Origin of the sequence: Wolbachia endosymbiont (group A) of Opomyza germinationis (assembly GCF_964264765.1) — a bacterium.
Lineage (GTDB): Bacteria > Pseudomonadota > Alphaproteobacteria > Rickettsiales > Anaplasmataceae > Wolbachia > Wolbachia pipientis.
On the sequence record NZ_OZ183482.1, the window covers coordinates 226625 to 248445 of the forward strand.

Annotated in this window: 22 protein-coding genes; 7 read left to right on the forward strand and 15 right to left on the reverse strand. The window is 34.9% G+C overall.

Annotated features, from left to right (window positions below):
• Positions 1 to 5 precede the first annotated feature (5 nt).
• From ACFEL3_RS01120 to ACFEL3_RS01190, 15 genes are read right to left on the reverse strand one after another with little or no spacing between them, the layout of a single operon-like run.
• Positions 6 to 539, reverse strand: a complete 534-nt coding sequence (locus tag ACFEL3_RS01120; RefSeq protein WP_007303027.1) for an ankyrin repeat domain-containing protein — start codon at positions 537 to 539, stop codon at positions 6 to 8.
• A gap of 52 nt (positions 540 to 591) precedes the next feature.
• Complete coding sequence (locus ACFEL3_RS01125; protein WP_375316769.1) at positions 592 to 1536, reverse strand: phage tail protein; 945 nt, start codon at positions 1534 to 1536, stop codon at positions 592 to 594.
• Positions 1537 to 1746 (reverse strand): tail protein X, encoded by a 210-nt coding sequence (locus tag ACFEL3_RS01130; protein ID WP_006015620.1) that lies wholly within the window; start codon positions 1744 to 1746, stop codon positions 1537 to 1539.
• Positions 1743 to 2090 (reverse strand): phage tail protein, encoded by a 348-nt coding sequence (locus tag ACFEL3_RS01135; RefSeq protein ID WP_007303025.1) that lies wholly within the window; start codon positions 2088 to 2090, stop codon positions 1743 to 1745. Before ACFEL3_RS01135 ends, ACFEL3_RS01130 begins: the two co-directional genes overlap by 4 nt.
• A complete protein-coding gene (locus tag ACFEL3_RS01140; protein ID WP_264683203.1) occupies positions 2090 to 4390 on the reverse strand; it encodes a phage tail tape measure protein in 2301 nt (766 codons plus the stop codon). Before ACFEL3_RS01140 ends, ACFEL3_RS01135 begins: the two co-directional genes overlap by 1 nt.
• Positions 4372 to 4503 (reverse strand): hypothetical protein, encoded by a 132-nt coding sequence (locus tag ACFEL3_RS01145; RefSeq protein ID WP_012482043.1) that lies wholly within the window; start codon positions 4501 to 4503, stop codon positions 4372 to 4374. Before ACFEL3_RS01145 ends, ACFEL3_RS01140 begins: the two co-directional genes overlap by 19 nt.
• On the reverse strand, positions 4500 to 4757 hold the full coding sequence (locus ACFEL3_RS01150) for a phage tail assembly protein (RefSeq protein WP_264683202.1): 258 nt from the start codon (positions 4755 to 4757) through the stop codon (positions 4500 to 4502). Before ACFEL3_RS01150 ends, ACFEL3_RS01145 begins: the two co-directional genes overlap by 4 nt.
• A gap of 46 nt (positions 4758 to 4803) precedes the next feature.
• Complete coding sequence (locus ACFEL3_RS01155) at positions 4804 to 5310, reverse strand: phage major tail tube protein (protein ID WP_253303116.1); 507 nt, start codon at positions 5308 to 5310, stop codon at positions 4804 to 4806.
• Between the two features lie 11 nt (positions 5311 to 5321).
• Positions 5322 to 6506, reverse strand: coding sequence for a phage tail sheath subtilisin-like domain-containing protein (locus tag ACFEL3_RS01160; protein WP_264683199.1), 1185 nt, complete (start codon positions 6504 to 6506; stop codon positions 5322 to 5324).
• Positions 6499 to 7059 carry a hypothetical protein gene (locus ACFEL3_RS01165; protein ID WP_264707796.1) on the reverse strand — a complete coding sequence of 187 codons (561 nt, stop codon included), beginning with the start codon at positions 7057 to 7059 and terminating at the stop codon, positions 6499 to 6501. The genes ACFEL3_RS01160 and ACFEL3_RS01165 overlap by 8 nt, the downstream gene beginning before the upstream one ends.
• A gap of 6 nt (positions 7060 to 7065) precedes the next feature.
• Positions 7066 to 8499, reverse strand: a complete 1434-nt coding sequence (locus ACFEL3_RS01170; RefSeq protein ID WP_264683197.1) for a hypothetical protein — start codon at positions 8497 to 8499, stop codon at positions 7066 to 7068.
• Positions 8496 to 8690, reverse strand: coding sequence for a hypothetical protein (locus tag ACFEL3_RS01175; protein WP_065094988.1), 195 nt, complete (start codon positions 8688 to 8690; stop codon positions 8496 to 8498). The genes ACFEL3_RS01170 and ACFEL3_RS01175 overlap by 4 nt, the downstream gene beginning before the upstream one ends.
• Before the next feature lie 4 nt (positions 8691 to 8694).
• Positions 8695 to 9882 carry a hypothetical protein gene (locus ACFEL3_RS01180; protein ID WP_265032412.1) on the reverse strand — a complete coding sequence of 396 codons (1188 nt, stop codon included), beginning with the start codon at positions 9880 to 9882 and terminating at the stop codon, positions 8695 to 8697.
• Between the two features lie 14 nt (positions 9883 to 9896).
• Positions 9897 to 11834, reverse strand: a complete 1938-nt coding sequence (locus ACFEL3_RS01185) for a DUF4815 domain-containing protein (protein ID WP_265032414.1) — start codon at positions 11832 to 11834, stop codon at positions 9897 to 9899.
• 6 nt (positions 11835 to 11840) lie between these two features.
• A complete protein-coding gene (locus ACFEL3_RS01190; RefSeq protein ID WP_264683195.1) occupies positions 11841 to 12524 on the reverse strand; it encodes a hypothetical protein in 684 nt (227 codons plus the stop codon).
• Positions 12525 to 12775: 251 nt separating this feature from the next.
• Here ACFEL3_RS01190 and ACFEL3_RS01195 point away from each other — a divergent pair, with 251 nt between their 5' ends.
• From ACFEL3_RS01195 to ACFEL3_RS01225, 7 genes are all read left to right on the forward strand, one after another.
• Complete coding sequence (locus ACFEL3_RS01195; RefSeq protein ID WP_264707737.1) at positions 12776 to 13264, forward strand: sigma-70 family RNA polymerase sigma factor; 489 nt, start codon at positions 12776 to 12778, stop codon at positions 13262 to 13264.
• A gap of 52 nt (positions 13265 to 13316) precedes the next feature.
• On the forward strand, positions 13317 to 14129 hold the full coding sequence (locus ACFEL3_RS01200) for an ATP-binding protein (RefSeq protein ID WP_264683194.1): 813 nt from the start codon (positions 13317 to 13319) through the stop codon (positions 14127 to 14129).
• A gap of 23 nt (positions 14130 to 14152) precedes the next feature.
• Positions 14153 to 14959 (forward strand): helicase RepA family protein, encoded by an 807-nt coding sequence (locus ACFEL3_RS01205; protein ID WP_264376196.1) that lies wholly within the window; start codon positions 14153 to 14155, stop codon positions 14957 to 14959.
• 32 nt (positions 14960 to 14991) lie between these two features.
• Entirely contained in the window at positions 14992 to 15495 is a 504-nt protein-coding gene (locus tag ACFEL3_RS01210; RefSeq protein ID WP_264376197.1) for a hypothetical protein, read from the forward strand.
• Positions 15492 to 16676, forward strand: a complete 1185-nt coding sequence (locus ACFEL3_RS01215) for a helicase RepA family protein (protein WP_264376198.1) — start codon at positions 15492 to 15494, stop codon at positions 16674 to 16676. The genes ACFEL3_RS01210 and ACFEL3_RS01215 overlap by 4 nt, the downstream gene beginning before the upstream one ends.
• A gap of 35 nt (positions 16677 to 16711) precedes the next feature.
• Entirely contained in the window at positions 16712 to 18811 is a 2100-nt protein-coding gene (locus ACFEL3_RS01220) for an AAA family ATPase (protein ID WP_375316770.1), read from the forward strand.
• Positions 18812 to 20116: 1305 nt separating this feature from the next.
• Positions 20117 to 21535: an AAA family ATPase gene (locus ACFEL3_RS01225; RefSeq protein WP_264683189.1), complete on the forward strand. Its 1419-nt coding sequence runs from the start codon at positions 20117 to 20119 to the stop codon at positions 21533 to 21535.
• Positions 21536 to 21821: the final 286 nt, after the last annotated feature.

Sequence of the window (21821 nt, forward strand, 5' to 3'; positions counted from 1 at the left end):
CAGCTTTAGTGATTACTTTTTGTTGATTCGTATTGATCTTCTGCTTTAGCAAGTAGCTTTATGATTTCCCTGTAAGGTTTATCTTTATTGTGCCTTGACCTTAATACAGCTACATCTCTTGGATTTTTTCCATCTGTATCTCTAATGGTAGGGTCTGAACCTTTGTCTAATAAAAATCTAATTATCTCCAATTTGCCTTCATATGTAGCTGCATGTAAAGGTGTCCATCTTTCATATTTCGTAGCATTTATATCAACTCCTTTTTCTACTAGGAATTTTACAACCTCTGCACATCCCTCTTCTGCAGCATAATGTAGTGCTGTTAATTTAGGGATCTGCACATTAATATCTAATAGATTTTCTACTAAGAATTTTACAGTCTCTAAGTTACAATTTTGAGAAGCAATGCGTAATATCGTTTTATAATTATCTGCAGCCTTTGCCTTCATGTAGGAATAGGTAGCAATAATACATACTATTACTGTTATAAGCCACCAAAAATGCAGCTTGTTTTTTGTATCTTGACCCAATTTATCCATATTCAACATCTTTTTAATATTAAATAGATCATTTACTCATTTTTTATTAACATTACTTACTCAAAGATGCTGACAACATAGTAAGGTAACCTGAGCTATTTAAAGTATGCTCCGCTCTGTTAACTATCCATTCACCATCTACCGCTTGATTAAAAGCTATAAGATTAAGTTTAGCTTCTGCAAATAACTCTGGATTACCAGGTATAGTGATATCCAATACTGCATTATTTCGCTTTAGTTGTTTTAACTTAGCATTTGCTGCACTTAGTGCTGATTCTGCATTTGAGTACATTTCTAGCATAATATAACTTGGCTCGCCGCTACCAACTGTTTCTTTAATAGTTTCACCCTTTTCATAGCTATGCCACTTTGCCACTACTGAATTATACTTATCACGTACGGTAAAATGCACTTTCCAGTTAATTGTATCTTGAGGTCTAATAGTCGTTGTTCCTAAAGCTTTTCCTGTGGCTGATTTTGCCATGTTTTTTGAAATAAATAATATATACCCACCAGCTAATTTTGCCATTGCTTCACGCTCTGTTGCGATCTTTGTTAACAGACTTATATCACTTTCATCTGCCTGATTAATATGGGGTATCAATACATTCTTAAATTCCTCAGCAACTTTATGTCCATATCCATGTTTTTGAGCTATTTCTTTCACTAAGTTTTCTATGGTAATTTGATGCCATTCTTTTGATACTTTTGCCTTCAAAGATATTCTTAAATTTGTTGCATGAGCTTTTATTAGTAGAGTTTTAGGTGGAGCCTGTATAGTCACTTCGTTGACTGTATATATACCCATTGGAAAGATTCCAATTTCCTTATAACCTAGTGCTATGTTCAATTCATTCGGAATATCTATGTCTTCATCCCTGTAATCAACACACACTTCAACTACATCATCTATTATTCCTGATTCATCTGTAAGGTGCAATGATATAACTCTATCTTTAATTGATTCACATTTATCTATTATAAAATCTGGCTGCATTTATTCCCAGACCTTTAATTTTGACTTTTGTACTATTTTCTTAATAGTAGGAAGCTTTATCTTTAATCCTGCAGGCAAAAAGCTTCCGTATTCTGCCAAACCTAAGTTCTCTGCTAGTACTAATTCCACTACTCCATCAGTAAATCCGTAATGTTTCCAGCAAATCAGATCTAACATCTCATTTTCTTTACTCACATAGTATACAGTCATCTATAGCTTTTTAAACTCAAACTAAATTCAACTTTTCTTGGTAGTCCATTAGGTAAAAAATACATCTGCTTTTCTTCTAACCTAGTAATTACGAATTGTCCTAAAATATTACCTAAACTATCTACTAAAATATGTGGTTTTTCAGCTTCTTTCACACTCTTTAATTGATTTAGCCCGTTGAGATTATGCAGATAAATCGTTCCTTCTAAATCTATATTTTCTACACCTTGACCGATATTTTGTAATAGTGGCATATTTTCAATACACTCAATCGTGCTCCAACGATTTTCTCTGCTATACTTTAAACTTGTGGGAGCAAACTTATACGGACCAAGAGATAGCATCAATAAAATGTCTCTACCGTATCAAATAAAACATCACGTGACTTTTCTCTTATCCTTTTTATTACTTCATCTGCAAGACTACGAACATCTTGGTTAGGTTCTGCTTTAATGCTGATAGTGTAATTATTAGTGATGTTCTGAGTTTTATTTTGTTCTTTATTTTCAAATTTACTCCTTGCAAAGTCAGCAAGTATCTTATCGTTTTCTGTGGACTTTTTCTCTTCGATAAGGCTTTTGACTCTAAAGATATTCTTATTTCTCTTGGAAAATTCTTTAATTATACTGTTACCTAACAAAGGATTTCCACTGTTGAAAATGTTGCTCTTTAAGGGAGTATGGACTGCTTTTACTTCAGTAACAATACTTTTCCTTTTTTTAAGCTCTTTCAATGTGCTATTCCCCAGTACTTTTCCAAATACACTTTCCCCTATCCATGAAAAAGCTTCTCCTATAGGTTTAATAAGTGATTTCCAAAAGCTAGAGAAAAAGTCTTTCACCTTTTGCCAGTTAGTCACAACAAGAGCTGCACCAGTAACAAGACTTGCTATTAAAAATCCAATCGGGTTACTCATTACAGCGAGTGTTACTGCTCTTAGTCCTGTTATTACTGCAGGAAAAACTGTAGCTGATAAAAATGAAAATGTTGCAATTATTTTTGCTCTTAAACCGAGAACTGTACTTGCTAAAAAAGTAAATCCATAACCTAAGCCCACTACTAAGATTTTCAAACTTATTAAAGCTGCTATAGTTCCCATGATTGCTTTGGTTAAAGTTGGATATTTTTCTGCAAATAACGCTATGCTTCTAGTTTTTTCTTGTAAAAATTCAGCTATAGATTTTAAAGTAGGCAGCATCACTGAACCCAGGTTCATACCAACTTCAGCTATTGCGTTTCGAAGAAGTCGTAATTTACTGGCTGTGGTGTCTACACGGTTTTGAAATTCTTTCTGCAACGAGCTCTTGTACTCTTCTGTGTCAGCTAGTAACCTTATAGCATCTTCATATTTGTTAAAACTTCCAGCTAATAATGCAATATCATCTTGATATTCCTGACCGAAAAGTTTCATAAGGATTGTAGAACGTTCCTGGTTATCCATTTTCTTTAGAGTTTGAAAAAAGTAGAGTAATGCTTCTTCGCCGTTTTCGCTTATTCTTTGTACTATTTCTTCTGCAGTTATTCCCATTTGCTCTAGTGCTGCTTTAAAATCCCCTCCTTGTTCTTCAGCAGTCTGAAGTTTACTAAGTAGAGCATTTATAGCAGTTGCAGCTTTTTCAGGTGTTTTACCTAAGCTAATGAAAGCATTTGCTAAACTACTTGTTTTCTCGATATCCAAACCAAACTGCTTTGCAGTACCACCAACTATTGCTAGAGTTTCAACCATATCTCTTGCTTTAGCAGCAGTGTTATCTGATAAGTGGTTGATCACATTACCAACATGTTCCATTTTACTAACATCAATTCCATAAACGTTAGAGAGTTTAGCTATAGAATCACCTGCTTGCTCTGCAGACATATCAAATGCTGTAGACATTTTTGCCACTGTTTCTGTAAACATAAAAAGATCTTCTTTCTTGATACCAAGTTGACCACCACTTGCAGCTATTTGTGCCAGTTCTGCGGCTGATAATGGTATAGTGCGTGACATCTCTTTTAACTTCTTTGCAAATTTAGTTGCTTCATCCGTTCCTTTTTTAAAATCTACCACTTTTGTAACATCAGCCATAGCACTTTCAAAATCAATCGCAACTTTGATTGGCGCTGCAAGCGTTAGCCCTAGCCCAATAGTCTCTATTATTTGTGACTTAAAATGTGCTTTACTTGCTAAAAAACTTTGGTGACTACGTATTGCAGACCCAAGCTTACCATACTTACCTTTTAGCACTTCAATAGAAGAACCAAGTTTATATTGATCACTTACTAATGACTTAATATTTCTGCCACTTTTCCTTACTTCTTCATTGAATGAATGTAAAACATCTCTCTTTTTTAAGTATGCTTCTTTTGCTTTTGTTGCAGAAAACTTAGCTCTATCAAACTCAGCTTTTAAAGTTTTGCTCGGCTTTTCCACTTCTTTCATTTGTTTAGCCAAGGATTTTACTTGATCTTCAAAGTCTTTCCATGATCTCTTGCTAGTCAAAACATCACTACCCAACTGCTTAAACTTTGATACTGATTTTAAAGACGAATCAAGACGTCTTATATTTTCACCAAGATGAGAAAGTTGACTACTACTTCCTTTTATTACAGTATTAAAGCTGCCATCTAAAACAGCTCCGATTTTTATAGATAACGTTGACATTTAAGCTCCTTTGCTGATTTGCTCCATGAAATAAACTCACTAATCTCCATATCAAGAATGTGCTCAACTCCACCACCTATGATAGAGCCAAGCACTAGTATTTCTAATCTCAAGTTTTTTGGATAATCGGTGAAAAAAAATCCTTTAATACCTCTTGAACTTTCACATAATCAGCAATATCTAACTCTTCAATCGCTTCTTTTGCAACTGATGTCAAATTGGCAGTCAAAGTTACTTCCTTACTCAGATCACTACCATTAAGGCGTTCTATTGCCAAATAGTCTCTAACTTTTGGACGTCTAACAGTAAGTTCTGAGACAGAAATACCATCAACTGTTATTGGATTATCAAGTTTTACTGTTGTCATACTTTCTCCTAAAAAATAAAATTCTAAAATCTTTTTAAAACTAAACCTAAATACCTAAAACCGTTTGCAGCAAGGCCATTTGATCCACACCATTTATCTTTCTAATCATATTTTCAGCGTCGATCTCTATCAGTTCATTACCACCTATCGTAAGTTTATAGTAATGGGCAGCTACAGTGCATTTTAGAGTGGCTTTTTCAGCAGGTTTCCAGCTACCAAAATCAAATTCTTTGAATATGCCTCTGAGGTTGATAATTACTCCTTCAATATCATTGCTACCACTTCCTTGCATTCCTCCACGGAGCGTCAAAGATACTGAGTTTCCATCTATCAAGCCAAAAAGTCTAAATAGTTCTGAATCATACTCAGCGAAAGTAAAGTCTGCTTCAAGCTTTTCCATGCCCATGTCAATATTTATTGGGATATCCATACCACCAGCACGGTACTCCTCTGTTTTTATGGTAAGCTTCGGCAAAGTTATTTCATCTATTTTTCCTGCATAACCACGACCATCAACGAATACGTTAAAATTTCTCAGTATTTTCGGTAACACTTTGCTTTCTCCTAACTTATTACACTATTATTTATGAGATGAGATTTGAATGTTATTTGCTCAGCCGGATATGGTGGTGTAAACTCAAAGTCAAAATATACTTTCCCGCTTGCAATGTTTGCCGGTGTGTTGAGTTCTGGAGTTGCATAACATTTTCCACTGATAATCGCTCCTTGCGCTTTTAAATTGGCCAAATAAGAATTCACCCCCTCAATCACATCATCTATATAAGTTTTGGTGATATTGCGATCAACTGCCCATAGATGAGCTCGAAGTAAACTATCGTTGATTAAATCTGCAGTCCTTCTCACTGACAGAAAAGCCCATTTCGAATCATCTGAACATGTTCTATTTCCCCAAAGCCTGTAGCCATTTTGATGAATTATCGTTGTTACTTCATTTTCATTTAAATGGTTTGCTCTACAATTTGTATTACCGAGCGTAAAATCAATAGGCCTGCTTGTTCCAACAATACCATTTATCTCTTTATTTGAAGGTGAATGCCAGAAGCCTTGTTCGCTGTCTATTTTAGCTATTAAACCAGCTACAAATGGACTCGATGGCAAGATTTTTTCTTTTCCTTCAATAAATAACTTAATCCATGGGTCAACCACGTAAACTCTTGAGCTGCCTACACTTTTTCTCCACTTTATTGCTTCTTCATCATTGGTATTTGGTCCATCTGCTACTATTATGCTTCTTAGCTTTTCTGCTATAGGAATTAATGCTGCAACCACTGGATTTTTGCCATCTTCTGGTAGTTGGTGAGTAAACTGAGGTGCAATTAATATTCTTGGCGCAACATGAACTATGCTTTCACTGCTGAGAAATGCCTCAATTCCCTGATATTCTCCGGTTTCTTTATCAACTCCACCAATTATATTTTGAATAGTTTCACTTTCTTTGAGCTTTGAATCGCTGTTTTCACTTTCTTTAACTCGAATAACCACTACTGTTGCACCAATTTGGGAAAATATTCCATTTATTGCAGAAGGTAAACTGCCACTCTTTCCAAGCTTTGCTGCTTCCTTTAAGCTTCCTGCTATCAGTACTGGATTATTCAGTGGAAATTTTTGCTCATCAGCTTCAGGTGCAGTACCAATTATACCTATCACTGATGATTTAGCTGTGCGTACTGTTCTTGCTCCTGAGGTTACCTCAATAACATTTACTCCGTGTAAAAATTCTTCAGCCATTTCTTTGTATTTTTTTCCTGAAATCATCTAGCAAAGTCTGTAGCTCATTTTCACTTTTGGCTTCTTCAATCTTTCTTTTGGCTAAATCTTCAAGCTCTTCACATTTAATTATTGCTTTTACTGCTTTTTTCACTTTTTCCTCAATTATTCTTGCCATTTCAATAACCGTAATACCACGGACTTTTGCTAAAGGTTCTATAATTTCTTTATCCTTTTTATTCATAGATTCTGGTGCTGCTAGAATGCTTTTTGCGGCTTTTTCTTGTATTTGATACGATTTAGACTTTTGATGAGATACTCCTGTGTATTGGTTAGTATAGTTATCATAATAAGCACGAAGATTAGAAAGTGCAGAAAACTTCGCATTTTGCAGTAATTCCAATTCAATATCTTCTTGGTTTCGCTGAGCAATTTTGCCTCCCTCTGTTAAACAATAACTTTTTTGCCAATCAAAATCTTCTGGTGCTTCATACCAATCATTTCCAGTTGGCTTGCTTTCAAGTGTTGTTGTTTCTACTTGTTTATCATTTTCAAATCTAATATAGATAGACATTGTTTGTTACCTCCAAATCTCATACGTGTTAGATAATCCTGGACATTGCCAAGCTTTTAGCGTTCTCTCCACATCTACTTCAAGTCCTGTAGTTAGAACATTGCTACGTATGTTATAAATCCCCCACTGAATAAATTGACCATAGTTGTGTACATAATTTGATGCAAGCATACCTTGACTAACTTGTGTTCTGGAATACAGATAAGATGATGTGTAAAGTAATATTGCAACTGTTTTTCCTGCTGGAATCTCCACATTACCAGATCCGGCTAACTTGCTATCAGAACTCGTGTATTGGTAAACATTTTTCCATACTATTTTTGAAATACTTGATTTATTAGAATTAGTATTATCTGGTGTTCCCACAAATAATCCTGCACCTCCATACTCCGTACTCGAATACGATGATCCAACAAACTCTATAGTTTTATTTATGTTCACATTCGTTGTATTTTTTATAAATACTACTCCAAGTGCAGCATATGGGTAATAGTATATTTGATCATAACTACCAGAAAAACTGTTTGTGTATAACTCTCCGTAAATAAATGTTCCCTTACTTCCCTCTATAAAACTTAGTTGTCTTGGCCGATAAAAACTAACGTAATCTGTATCGTACTTATGGCTACCTGCTAGTAGTTGTAACATATAGTCAGTTTTTGTTATATTACTACTCCACTTTCCAAGCTCTGTTGTAAAAGTTCCGTGGCCAAAGTAATTATTTTTTCTTCCAAGTACACCAAATAAGAAAGGTAATGACCCTGATTCAACCATGTTGCGCTTTCTTATTTCATTTATAAGAGACGCTTTTAACTGTTCATCCCGAGTTTTTACCTCATTTATCAGGGATGTTTTTAATTGGTTATCACGAGTTTCTATTTCCCTAATAATTGATGAGCCAGATGGTACATTATTAACAGCACGAAAATCTTCTACTAAACCTTTAAGACCATCTTTATGATCATTGCCAACACTGTTTATTGCTGCAATATTGGCATTCTTTCTCGTATCAAGTAGCGATAAATTTGTTGTTCCTTTTTCATCAATTCTCTTTAATAACTGCTTCTCTGATTCAGAGATCACTGCTAAAGAACTAGCTTTTTTATTATCCAGATCAGTTAAGTGTTTTTTTGCACTATCAAGAAGTTCTTTTAGCTTACCATCAGTCATCTGTACAATTTCAGAAACTGCACTTTTGTCGACTATTGATTCCAATGCTTTAGCAAGATATGCTAATTGATCTGGTGTACTGTTTTCTGCTAAATCCTTAAGCCTCTTTTGTAGTGCATCAATTATCTCTTTTACCTCAGTCATCTGCACAATGTCAGCAATAGCTTTTTTATCTGCTATCAATTCCAGCGATTTTGCAAGATATGCCAGTTGATCAGGTGTGCTATTTGCTGCTAAATCCTTTATCCTTTGGTATATTGCTTCTTTCATTTCCAAAAATTTAAAAAAGTCTCAAAATTAAACCGCTCAAAATTACTCTTAAGTTGATTATGCTCATCTTCTCTTTCGGTAATATCTTCATCTATTTTCTCAATTGTGGTACGGATACGAACAACATCCTGCACAGCAATATTTTCTGGATGTGGTAGTGTATATCCTCGTTTGCTTTGGTCATTTGGCATTGATTTAAGTAATAATCACTCGCAAATTTTTGACTTTAGGACGATAGACAACTGTTCCACTTAAAACTAATTTTATCCTTGTCTCATTACCATTAAAGTTTGTTAGCACATGAGTTCTCTCTACCCAATTTTCCCCTATTGGTTTTCCCGAGGTTAAATTTACTAGCTGCCATTCTTTGACGCTTTTCTGCACATATGCTTTTACGTCTGCAGTGCCAGGTATTAGCGCATCATATGTTATGGTAATCTTAGTGTTAGCTCCTGCTGTAATGCTTCTTGTAACATAATCTCCTTTTTCCCCTATATTACCCATAACTAGCTGTAACCCAGGATAAAGAACTGGACTTTTTTCTCGCCCTCCTTTTAGGCTTGCTTTTACCGTTAATTCCCCATTTATTCTTTCACGCAGTGCGAGCGGCAAATTATCAGACAAAAAATTTTCTTTTCCTTCTTCATCTGTTAAAATAAATTCCACATTGGTATCAAATGCTACTTTTTCGACGTTCGTCAAAACAATTAAATCTGATACGTTATTTGCAGTAACCTTGCCAAGATCAATAATGTGAGAAACTTCGCTAAATTTTGCAGCCAAAAGCCGAAACGTTAAATCTAAGTTCTGATGTGGAGTCCAGGTACTTGCATTGCTTGATGAAAGTAATACTCCTACTTGATATGGTTGACTTGTTACCCAACGAATATTTACTGTATCATATTTGCCAAGCTCTGCTATTTTTACTGCAGTATCTGCATCATCAGTGAGTAGCACTATTGCATACTCTTGTCCTGCATGGCAAAACACTGGTAACCACTCTATACGTGTTGCTGTGCCATCTATCTTTATATCTTTTGGCTCAATATAACTTTCAGCAATGACAGTCTGCGAGGGCATTCCCACTGCTGTTTCTCTAATCTGCACAACAACACGTTTTTTGCCGCTATTTGTGAACCATAAATCTAGACCCCCTATGTGTCTGCTCTCATTTAAAGTAAATGTTTGTGCTAAAGGATCAACTCTTCTTGCTGCGATAACTCTTCTTCTTTCCTCTATGGTAATTGTTTTTTTACCAGTATAAGTTGCTTCTCCATAACTTCCTTTATCCCCGTAAAATTGCACTAATTTAGTACCGGCTGGAATATTTGCTGGTACTTTCACCTTTCCCTTTAATTTTCCCTGATTGTTAGCTGTTAACATTTGGTTTTCCAGTTTTAAGTTATAGGTTGAATGTTTATTCCGTCAAATTTTATCTCTTTAAGCTTCTCACTTGGCTCAAAACCTTCAATTTCAAAATTCTGTACTGCTTCTCTCATAAATTCAGCTTCGTATGAAGTACTTGACAGCAGCTCTGTTGTTTCTTTAACATTAAATACTCTAGTTACTGGACTTTTCCAATTCGTGGTAACCTCCGTCCAGTGGTCTATATTTTTATTTAGAGTAATTTGTGCCGGAACTGGATCAAAAGCTTGATACGGATTAATTTTTTCTCCTTTAGTCTGTAAAAGCTGCTCCAGTACCGGTTCAAGTTCATACGGCAACAAATAAGGTTTTTTGCCTCTTTCAACATCAATAATTTCCACATCTATCGGTAATATCAGTTCCTTATTTACTATTGCTGCAGTTTGAGTAATACCTTGATCACGCATATCATCATCAAAGAATGGGTCAACAAATACTCCTTTTTTGGTAGTAGGTTCTCTTGAATTTGCATCACTGCGTAAACGCTCCTGTGCAACAAGTGCATAAAGATCATTTATTCCTTTTTTCATTGCCTCAAGCTCATTCATCGGTACAGCATGAATAGCATTATTCACTATTTTTACCCCTTCTTTTTCTCCGTTTTTCCATGTCTGATGAATGTAGCAGAGCAAAAGTTGTCCACTAGGTGCTTTAGGCATCGATGGTTGCCAAGGGTGAGCTATGCCTTTTATTCTTCTTATTGCGCCTTTTGCATCTATAGTAATTAAATCAAAGCGGGGCATTTTCCAGGTATAATCTATCAAAACCAAGCTGTTATCAACTGCTCCTTTTACTTTACACCCCTGCTCACTTATATCTTCAGGACTTACATGAGTGCGACAGCGGTAAGTTATTTGATAACTACTTCCAGGAGCTGGTTCTTTACCGGGTAATGACCAATCAACGTTTCCTGCGTTTAGTTTGTAATCTATACTGTTTTCATAAATAACATTGCCTTGTTTAGCTTGAATAAGCTCAAGTATTGCAGAATCAGGTATCGGATCAATGGCTCCTGAATATGAACCGTGAGTAACAGTAATGGTTTTTTGAACAGTTATATCTACTTTTTTAATTTCACTTATTGGAAAATCATTAACCTTCAGTTCCATTACTCTTTGGCTATTTGGCTGAAAAGTATGTGGTTCTGATTCAACTGATTTTATATCCGGATCTTCATCAAAAGAAACACGAATACTGTGAGGAAGTTCAATCTCATAGCCATCAACATGAGCTTTGCCCTCATTAATCACAAATATTTTTTTTCCTCCTTCTCCCTCTTCCTTTTGCAGGAACATTACTTCAAGACCATTTACGACATAGGAACCATTGGCTTCTTTGTCATAACGAGCAAGAGCAGTAGTTACTATATTTGCTTGTGGTGGCGGTGAATGTTCTATTAATACTCCATTTTCAATGTTATAAATTGGATAAAATTCTCCATTTACAGAAAAAGGGGAAGAAACACCTTCAGATTGATAACCCCAAATGGTAGAAACTTTAAGTCTTGCTGCTCCTACTTCCTGATAATTTCTTGTACCAACAGCAGGATCACGAAGATTTTCATCCTCAAGTTCTGTAATGGTAGATTCTACGTAATAAACACCTATACGCACTGTGGTACTCAGTGGAATAACAAACTCTTCTTTTTCGACTTTTCTAACCGCTCCACGAAGATAGATTTTTCCTGATTCAAGCGTAACTTTACCAGTTTCTCTATCTATAATACAATTGCTTCCTATTATAACATCACCATCACGAAATATTGCATCGCCTATGCCTTTAAGCTTAGAGAGAGCATACTCCTGAGTCTCGTTTAATTCTGCAGATTGCAAACCTCTTCCAGCAAGAAATAAGCTTTTTTCGTATTCTTTGTCAGGATTAAAGCGGTTATAATAACTATTTAAGGTCATTTTGTTTCAAAAAGTTACAACAAATGAAAAAGTTTCCCGAGTTGCAGATGTTCTGATAAGTGGTACGGTGTGTTCTAAAACTAACAAAATTCCAGGATTTTCCACTTCTTTTGGTTCAAAATATCTCTGTCCTTCAGGCAATTCTTTTTTTACTTTAGTACCAACTATAACCCCGAGCTCTCTTATCACTTGATTTGCTGCGTCCGTGAAATCGAAAGTGAATTTGAGAAAAAGATTATTGGTTGGTACATTTGAGGGTCTAAACCTTCCAGAAGGAGTTACAAGTTCTCCATTCTCATCACCCGTGCAGAAGAGAACCTCATCTGCAGTACGTCTGCCAAGTTCATTCAAGAGCTTTATAGAATTTATAGATTCAGGTGGTGTGCTTTGAGTATATTCTACAGTAACTGCACTATTTGCCGTGATAGAGCTATTTTCCGTAAGTTTTATTACACCAGTACTGCTATCAACTGTATAGTCAACACTTGACTGATACACTGTTTGTCCTGTAAAAACCCTTACATCTTTAATAGTGTGGTGATCTAGAGCTATTTCACCCTCAACAAAAACTTTTTCGACCTGATGGCTACTTCCAGAGCTTGAATCACCACTTCCCCAAGCAAGATGTAGAGATTGCTCTTTTATGCTGGCTGCTATTGCTGCTCTTCCTGATTGTGTAAGAATTGACACCTGTGATGAGTTTGAAAGGCTTATATAATATATATTCAGGATTTGGAAAATTTTTGTCCAAAAAAAATGAATTTTTGCCTAATTTTTTGTTGCAGTATTATTTAAAAATCGAACTGTATTATTCTCGAAAAAAAACAATAGAATATCAATAGGTTAAAAATTGCATCTGTATTATTTATTTTTGCTCCTGTCCTACAAAGTGCACCTATAAGTTCTCATCCTTAAAGCATTAATTGTTTTAGGGAAAAGTTATGAAACTAAAAACTGCCATAGTTGTTCAAAATATACGGTATCAAGCTAAGAGATTAAAACTTTTTGAATGCTTTGCTCATGAAACTCATGAAGATCTTGAGCAAGAACTTTTCTGTGAAATTTGGACTTATCTTGATAGATATGACGAAAGTAAAGGTAGCTTTAACACTTTTGTAGCAAGATTAACTGAACGTCGTGCCAATAACTTATTGGAGAAACAACTATGTATTAAACGCAATATTAATAACTACGTCAATATTGAGAAAACAGAAGCTTTTGAAGATGAAGTAGCAAAACGTACTGATGTAGATTACATGATTTCAACACTACCAAGAAAGATGCAAAAGATATGCGAACAACTCAAGTACTTTAACTTATATGAAGTTGCTAAGATGAATAACATATCAAGAACTACTTTAAATACTATGGTAAGAAAAATACGTATAAAACTCTCTTCCATCTACTACAAGGGCAAAAAGAAAAATTGAACATAAATTCTACCTTTCCTGAATATATAACATATACCATTGAGGTGAATAAATGACTTTTAAAATTTTAAACAATAATGAAAGATTGAAAACAACTACAGGCATAAAAGTAGTAATTTTTGGTCCTTACGGTATTGGTAAAACCAGCCTCTTAAAGACTATAAGTGAACCAACACTATGTCTTGACTTTGAAGCAGGTCTGCTTGCTGTTCAAGATTGGCAGGGAGATTCAATTAGTGTTCGTACTTGGAATCAAGCTCGGGATATTGCCTGCCTAATTGGTGGTCCGAACCCTGCACTAAAATCTGATCAGGCGTATAGTCAAAAACACTATGAGCATGTCTGTAGCAAGCACAAAGATCTTCTTTCTGAAGTTTCTAAATACCGATGCATCTTTGTGGATAGTATAACCGTTGCTTCACGTTTATGTCTATTATGGGCAAGGATGCAACCTGAAGCTTTTTCTGATAGATCAGGAAAAGAAGATAAAAGAGCTGCTTATGGGTTACTTGCTCAAGAGATGATGGCTTGGCTCAATCAGTTTCAACATATCAGAGATAAAGACATCATAATAGTTGGCACACTAGGTCAATATCTCGATGACTGTAATCGTTCAACCTGGCTACCTCAATGTGAAGGGGCTAAAACTGCTAGTGAAATTCCAGGTATTGTCGATGAAGTAATTAGCATGGTTGGAATCAAGAAAGATGATGGTACAGAGGTTCGCTCATTTGTCTGTCAGACTATTAATACTTGGGGATACCCTGCTAAAGATCGCAGTGGCTGCCTGAATATGGTTGAAGAACCGCATCTGGGTAATTTACTTGCGAAAATTAAAGCCAAAACTTTGGCTCCTATTATTTAATTAAAAATTGGAGAATAATTATTATGGAACAAAGCTTTTTCAATATCGGTCAAAAAATTCCCTTTTTCAGTGTGAAAGAATACTTAGATGATCAATCACCAACACCAGAAGATATTATCCACCCTAGAATTTTAACAAAAAGAGGCTTATTGGTACTAGGTGGACCACCTAAAATCGGCAAAAGCGACTTTTTGATCTCTTGGCTTATCTACATGGCTGCCGGTAGATCATTTCTTGGTATGACACCAAATAGACCTTTGAAAATTTTCTACATGCAAACTGAAATTGAATATGAATATATGAAAGAACGTTTGCAACAACTTCAATTTGATAAAGAACTCTTGGATGTAGCTGCCAATAACTTAATTATCACGCCAAGAGTGCAATTATCTTTCAGCAGTGAAGAAATAGATGAAATTAAAAATGTTGTTAAAGAGCGTTTCAAACCTGATATTATTGCGATTGATCCTCTTCGTAACATTTTTAACTCAAGTGAATATGGCAATGAAAATGACAATAGCGCTATGTTATTCTTCTTGCAAAAAACGCTTGAAAGACTGAGAAATGTTATTAATCCAGATTCAGGCATAATACTCACCCACCATACAAAAAAACTGTCCAAAAAGATGCTAGAAGAGGATCCATTTCAAGGTTTAAGCGGTGCTGGATCTTTACGTGGATTTTATAGCACTGGCATGGTGATGTTTGCTCATGATGAAGAAAGCACTACCCGTCAAATAGTGTTTGAGCTGCGAAATGGTGAACGTGTAGCAAGCAAGCTTGTCGATAAGATAAATGGTCGTTGGAAACTTGTAGACCAATGGAGTTGATTCTTTTTTTTACTTAATTTATAGGGAACAATATGCTAACAGATTTTTTAACTGATTTTAATACTGCAAAATTACAGAGTAATTTAATACCAAAAGGTACAATAGTCAAGGTAAAAATGGCAATTAAACCAGGAGGTTATGAAAATTGGTTCACTAAAAGCTACACTACTGGCAGCATCTATTTAAACGTTGAATTTACTGTCACTGAAGGTCCATATGCAAAACGTAAGATTTTTCAAGTAATTGGTATTAAAAGTGGCAAAGCAAGAGTTGAAGGAGAAGATACTTGGGGAGAATCTGGTCGTTCCATGCTTAGAAGTATTTTGGAGTCAGCACGAAATATTCATGCACATGACACTTCAGAGAAAGCAGTTATTGCGAGAAAAATCAACTCTATAGCTGATTTTAACGGGTTAGAGTTTACTGCAAAAGTTGGTATTGAAGCTGATAGTAGATACGGAGACAGGAACAGAATTACTGCAGTTGTTACTCCAGAACAAAACAATAGCATTGAATCTGATTGGGTCCCGTTTTGAAGTACGACGAGGAGAAGCTCTGGATTGCTGTAATTGAGACAGCTATCAAAGATGCAGCAGGAAAAAATCTAGAGCTAAAGAAAGAAGCAATAAAATGGTTTGATTCAGAGTCTTTTGAAACTGTTTGTGAGCTAGCTAATCTTAGCTCTAAACGTATGAAAAGTATGTATGGGGGTTTTATGCAGAGAAAGGAAATAAAAGGATTATTGATTGATAATATTAAGAAGTGTGTACCTTACCTAATTCCAAATGGTAGTTTTTATCGAGAGAGGACTTATGTTGGCAATTTTGATGAGAATACGATTACAGTTAAAATAGTAGGTAAAGAAGCTGGAAACTGGCGTAATTTTACTAAAGGAATCAGTGGTGATATTATCGATCTTTGGACTTTAGTTGAAGGTGATATAAATTCCGCTAAGAAGTGGTTAAATACTAAAGAAAACACAACAGAACATAAAATTACATCGTTTTCAGCAAGGCATTACTTAAATGATAAATCACCAATGCCAAAAGATATAATAGGCCCAAGAATTTTAACTCCAGGCGGTCTTTTGGTTATAGGTGGAACTCCCAAAATCGGAAAAAGTAATTTTCTACTTTCCATGTTAGTACATTTAGCTGCTGGAGTATCATTTCTTGGTATGAAGCCTGCAAAGCCACTTAAGATATTCTATCTACAGAATGAAATGGAATATGATTACATAAGAGAGCGCTTACAGAAGCTAAGAATTAGCAAGAAAACCCTTGATGCAGGGACAGAAAACTTAGTTATTACTAAAAAAGTACAGTTAACTTTGAATGTGGAAAAAATAAAGGAAATTATGTCGGAAAATCTCGATGTAAAAACAGTTGATCTTATAGTAATAGACTCTGTTTTTGATTATAGGAGTATGATCTCTTTTCTGCAAAATAGTATTGATGAACTACGCTCTATAACTAATCCTGCTGCTGGAGTAATAGTTACACATTACACCAAAAAAGTGTCAACAACCACGTTAAAAAAGAATCCATTTCAAGCATTGAGTGGTGCTAATGTTTTAAGAAGTTTATATACATCTGGAGTAATGATATTTAGGCCAGAAAGGAATACTCTGCAATTGATGTACGAACTTAAAAACGGCAAACCAATACCAACAAAATTCATAAATATGGTTAACGGACGCTGGATAGCTACAGCTTAACCAAATTTCTAAACTTTAAATATATTGGAGATTTTATGGGTATCTATTGTGATTTTAATACTGCAGCTCCACGAAAAAATGCACCGTTAGTAGAAAAAGAACAACTTAAAGCTCAGCTTCTGTTAAATATCAGATCATGCCTTTCTTATCTATTGCCAAGAGGGATTTTTTGTGGTGATAAGTTTTATGTAGGCAATATACAAGGTGATAAAGGCAAGAGTCTAGTAGTAGAATTAAGTGGCAGTGAAGCTGGCCTATGGCATGATTTTGCAACAGGAGAAGGTGGTGATATCATTGATCTTTGGGCAGGAGTACATAGAAAAAGTACGAGAATAGAGTTTCCTGAAGTAATGACTTCTATAGCTCAGTGGCTTGGTCATTTCAAAACTTCAAGTAATCCAACTGCATATTGGGATTATTACGATGAAAACGGCCAAGCTATTGTTAGAGTCTATCGTTATGATGATAATAATGGAAAGCGATATCTTCCTTTTGATATAAAAAAATCCACCTTTAGTGTACCAGAGATAAGGCCACTATATAATATTCCAGGTATTTTAAAGTCCGATAAAGTTGTTCTGGTTGAGGGAGAAAAATGTGCAGAAGCGCTGATAGAGAAAGGAATAATTGCAACAACAGCAATGTCAGGAGCAAATGCACCTATTGAAAAAACAGATTGGACTCCGCTAAAAGGTAAACACATTATTATATGGCCAGATAATGATGAAGCAGGTAAACGATATGCTGAAAAATCTGCTATGAAACTTACTTATCTTGGAGTTGAAGAACTTTGCATTTTGGAAATACCTAAAGATAAACCAAAGGGTTGGGACGCTGCTGATTGCGTGAAAGAAGGTGTAAATGTTGAAGAGTTCATCCTTAGTACAAAAAAGGCTCCTTCAAAAAAATCGTTGAGAATAGATACCAGAGCTTGGGCTAATATTGCTCCAGAAAGAGAATGGATTGTTAAAGATTGGCTTCCTATTGGAAGTGTTACGGCTCTCTACGGTGATGGTGGTATGGGAAAGTCTCTACTTGCTCAACAACTAATGACAGCAGCGAGCACAGGTAAATCTTGGTTGGGAATGGAAATTGAGCAGATGAAGACATATGGTGTATTTTGTGAAGATGATACAGAAGAGCTGTGGCGAAGACAGTGTGCTATAAATAGATTATATCAGTTAGATATGGAATCCTGTGACTTTCATGATAATATTGGCTTTTTATCGAGAGTGTGGAAAGATAATCTACTCATGGTATTTGATAACAAAGATATAGGTAAATTAACTCATTGCTTTGAAGAATTACTTGAAGATATTAAATTGTTTCAACCAAAGCTAGTAGTTTTAGATACAGCAGCAGACTTATTTGGTGGCAATGAAAACAATCGCTCTCATGTGAGACAATTTATTCAAAGTTGTTGTGGAAAAATAGTGAAAGTAATAAAAGGAGCTGTATTATTATGTGCTCATCCTTCTGATTCAGGAATAATACGTAAAACAGGTACAGGTGGTTCAACTGCGTGGAATAATACAGTAAGATCTCGTTGGTACTTGTCAAAGCCAGATAAAGCTGATGCTTCTGGTAATGAACGAGTACTTTGCCGTAAGAAGTCAAATTATTCTGCATCTAACGAAGAAAAGATTTCATTTTATTGGCATAACGGTGCGTTTGTACAATCTGATGATACATTAAATTCAGAAAGAATAGTAAGGTCTAGCTATAATACTAAATTGGATTTAGAACGTCTAAGAAGATGTGATATAATTTTAGAGTTAATTGCTAATGAAGCATATAAAGGCGAAACTTACACCGTGGCACACTTTGCTAGGTATTTTGAGGGAAAGCTAGGCCTTGGAAGTGAACGTAGCATCCGTGAAAGGATTAGCCATCTTGCAGCTCTTGGCCACATAAAGTTCTTTAAGGAAGCTCTTGGATATAAAGTATCAAGCACTAAATCAAAGTACGGCTATTTATGTGTTAAAGACATGGAGTTAAAAATTTCTGAAAATCAACATGTGCTGGTAAAGCCAGATTATTATCTTTCACCAAATAACGGAGTAACCTTACCAGTTGAAAATCCAGACGTTTGGGTGATACATAATTCTACAAAACAAGATGGCAAAATAGTATAGTAAGTTGGCAAGATGGCAAGTTGGCAAACTGAAGAATCTGCCATTCTACCAACTTAAAATTGATAAAAATATAAGAAAATCAATAGTTTAAAGAAATAGTAAGATGGCAAGATGGCAAAAAGTTGCCAACTAGATAGCATGGGTAAAGTCCTCTTCTATAGCGGGTTTAGGGAAGTTGGCAAGATGGCAAAAATCTATATATATAAATATATACTATGCTATAGTACATAGTATATATCAGTTAAGAGAAGAACTCAACGTTTTTTGATGTCCTTTCATAATTTTGCTTTTTCTATGGAGTTGCAACCTATAATAAAAATATAAAGTAAAGGCAGTGAAAAACAAATGATCCATAATAGCGTTTTAAAAAGATTCTATGACTTCAGGGTACAATTATACCACCAAGACCTAAGTTACTCATGTAGGGTAGCTTAAAACTCGATTACGAGGCATCTTAATACCCCAAACTTTTATTTATTAGAAAAAACCCTACAACTAGTTTATCATGCTTTTTGTTGATTGCAAAGAAAATTTTTTGAACCTAAAGAACAAATGGTTAGTAGACTTTTTGAAACGTTATTTTTGCAACAGCTTTACTTCTACCATAAGTTTAACAGAGGCTCTAACCCTCATCTTTTTTTTAACAAACGCATAACGCTGGTCTACTGAGTTTAATAGCTGAACTAAGAATTCAGATCTCCGGATTTTCCGGAATACTCAATAACTTTCAAGTGAGCTGGGTCTAGTTGCTTTAATAAGGCTTTTATGCAAGCGCGATGAAGACTTGAGGTAGAAAAGATTGAAGAAAGCAAAATAAACAGCTTTATATTCTTAATTTTTTTAGATGAGGCAAAAGCTGCATTTTAAAGCTATCTGTAACTTTAGGGTATAAACTTACTAGCCACACTAAAGAACGCTTATAATGCCCTCTAAAACGCAAATAAAAGGCATCTTTAGTAAACTTACTGGTAAGTTTAACACATTTTTTACACTTTGCAAAGAAAATTTTTCAAAAAAGATTGAACAACTTATGGTGAGTATAAGGGGTTATGGAGACTATTATGGGAATACAACAACTTTTATCGCAAACCTCTGAGCAATTAATTGCAAAACTCTCAGTAATGAAATTAGCAAATTGTAGAGGTAGCTCAAGGAAAAAAGTTTGAAGTTACTGCCATAGAAGAAGAAACAGAAGCTCGTAAAACTTGATTGCCCCTTAAAATGGAGACAAAGATCTAAATTTATTTGTTTACGTCTCCAATTTTATCTAGTATAACGGAGACAAAGATTTATATTTCGTATTTTATGTCTCCATCATTTATTGGTAGGCAAACTGAGTTAAAACAACTACTGGAGCTTACAGAAAAAAATACTGCATCTTTTGTAGTAGTCAAAGGAAGGCGTCGTATAGGAAAAAGTCGTTTAATTCAAGAGTTTGGTAAGTATTTTGAACAATATTACTCCTTTATAGGTTTGCCACCAGAAAAGCATACTACAATGTCCTACCAACTTAATGAATTTTCTAGACAAGTTGCTAGACAATTTAATACATCTTTTGCTAGGTATGATGACTGGAGCGATTTACTATGGGCAGTTGGTGAACGTCTACTATCAGGAAAAACATTATTGCTGTTTGATGAAATTTCTTGGATGGGCTCAAAAGATCCAACCTTTTTAGGCAAAATAAAAAATTTTTGGGATACGCAGCTAAAAAATAATAACAAGCTAATTTTTGTTGTTTGTGGATCAGCTTCATCCTGGATCGAGAAAAATATACTTAGCAGCACTGGTTTCGTAGGGAGAATATCGTTAACTTTAACACTCGGAGAATTATCACTTTCTGATTGCAATGAATTTTGGCCGAAAAATATTTCAGCATATGAAAAATTTAAGGTGCTTGCAGTAACTGGCGGAATTCCAAAGTATTTAGAGGAGGTAAATTTTAAACATAGCGCTGAAGAAAATATTAAAAGGCTTTGTTTTACAAAAGGTGGGTTTTTAGTTGAAGAATTTAATCAAATATTCTCAGATTTATTCATGCGAAAAACGGCTTTTTATAAGCAAATAGTCAGAGCTCTTTCTACTGGAGCTAAAGAACAAGAAGAAATTTGTGCTACTTTAAATATCGTAAGACATGGACGCATTTCTGAGTATCTACATGAGCTTGAGCTTGCTGGTTTTATTGCAAAAGATCATACTTGGAGTATAAAAACTGGTACTGATTCACGACTCAGGAGATACAGACTTCAAGATAATTATTTAAGGTTTTATCTAAAATATATCGAAAAAGATCTAGGAAAAATTAGTCGTGACACCTATTCTATAGGGTTCTTACCAGAGTGGTATACAATTATTGGGCTTCAATTTGAAAATTTGGTGCTGAACAATAGAAAGAGTATACATAATATCTTAGGAATTGATGGAATAATAAGCGAGAATCCATTTTTTCAGAAAAGAACGCGTAATAGTGCAGGTTGTCAAATTGATTATATGATTCAAACGAAGTTTAACACTCTCTACATTTGCGAAATCAAATTTTCAAAAAATAAAATTGGTTATTCAATAATACAAGAGGTACAAAAGAAAATAGATACACTAAATCGTCCAAAAGGCTTTTCATGTCGTCCAGTCCTTATCCACGTCAATGATGTAAGTGATGATGTTATAGATAGTGATTACTTTTCAAACATAATTGATTTTGGAGAATTGTTGAATTGTAAGTGATGTTTTTTCTGACTTTAAAAAATAATAGTTTCTACAGTTATTCTTAAGTTTATAGAGTTTGCTAACATTAGTATCTTTAGCTTTACAAGAAGGGAATGGAGCCAAAATAATCTCTCTACTACAATACCATTCTTTAAAACGTCTTTAGAGGGCTATTATAGCGTTATTGATGATTTAGATAGGTTTTGTATGTTTTTACCAAAAACTCATGTAATCTCTTTTCAGCTCAAGTAAAAAGTTGTTTCCAAAATGGAAAGGACTCAAATAGCGAAGATTTCTGTTGTAA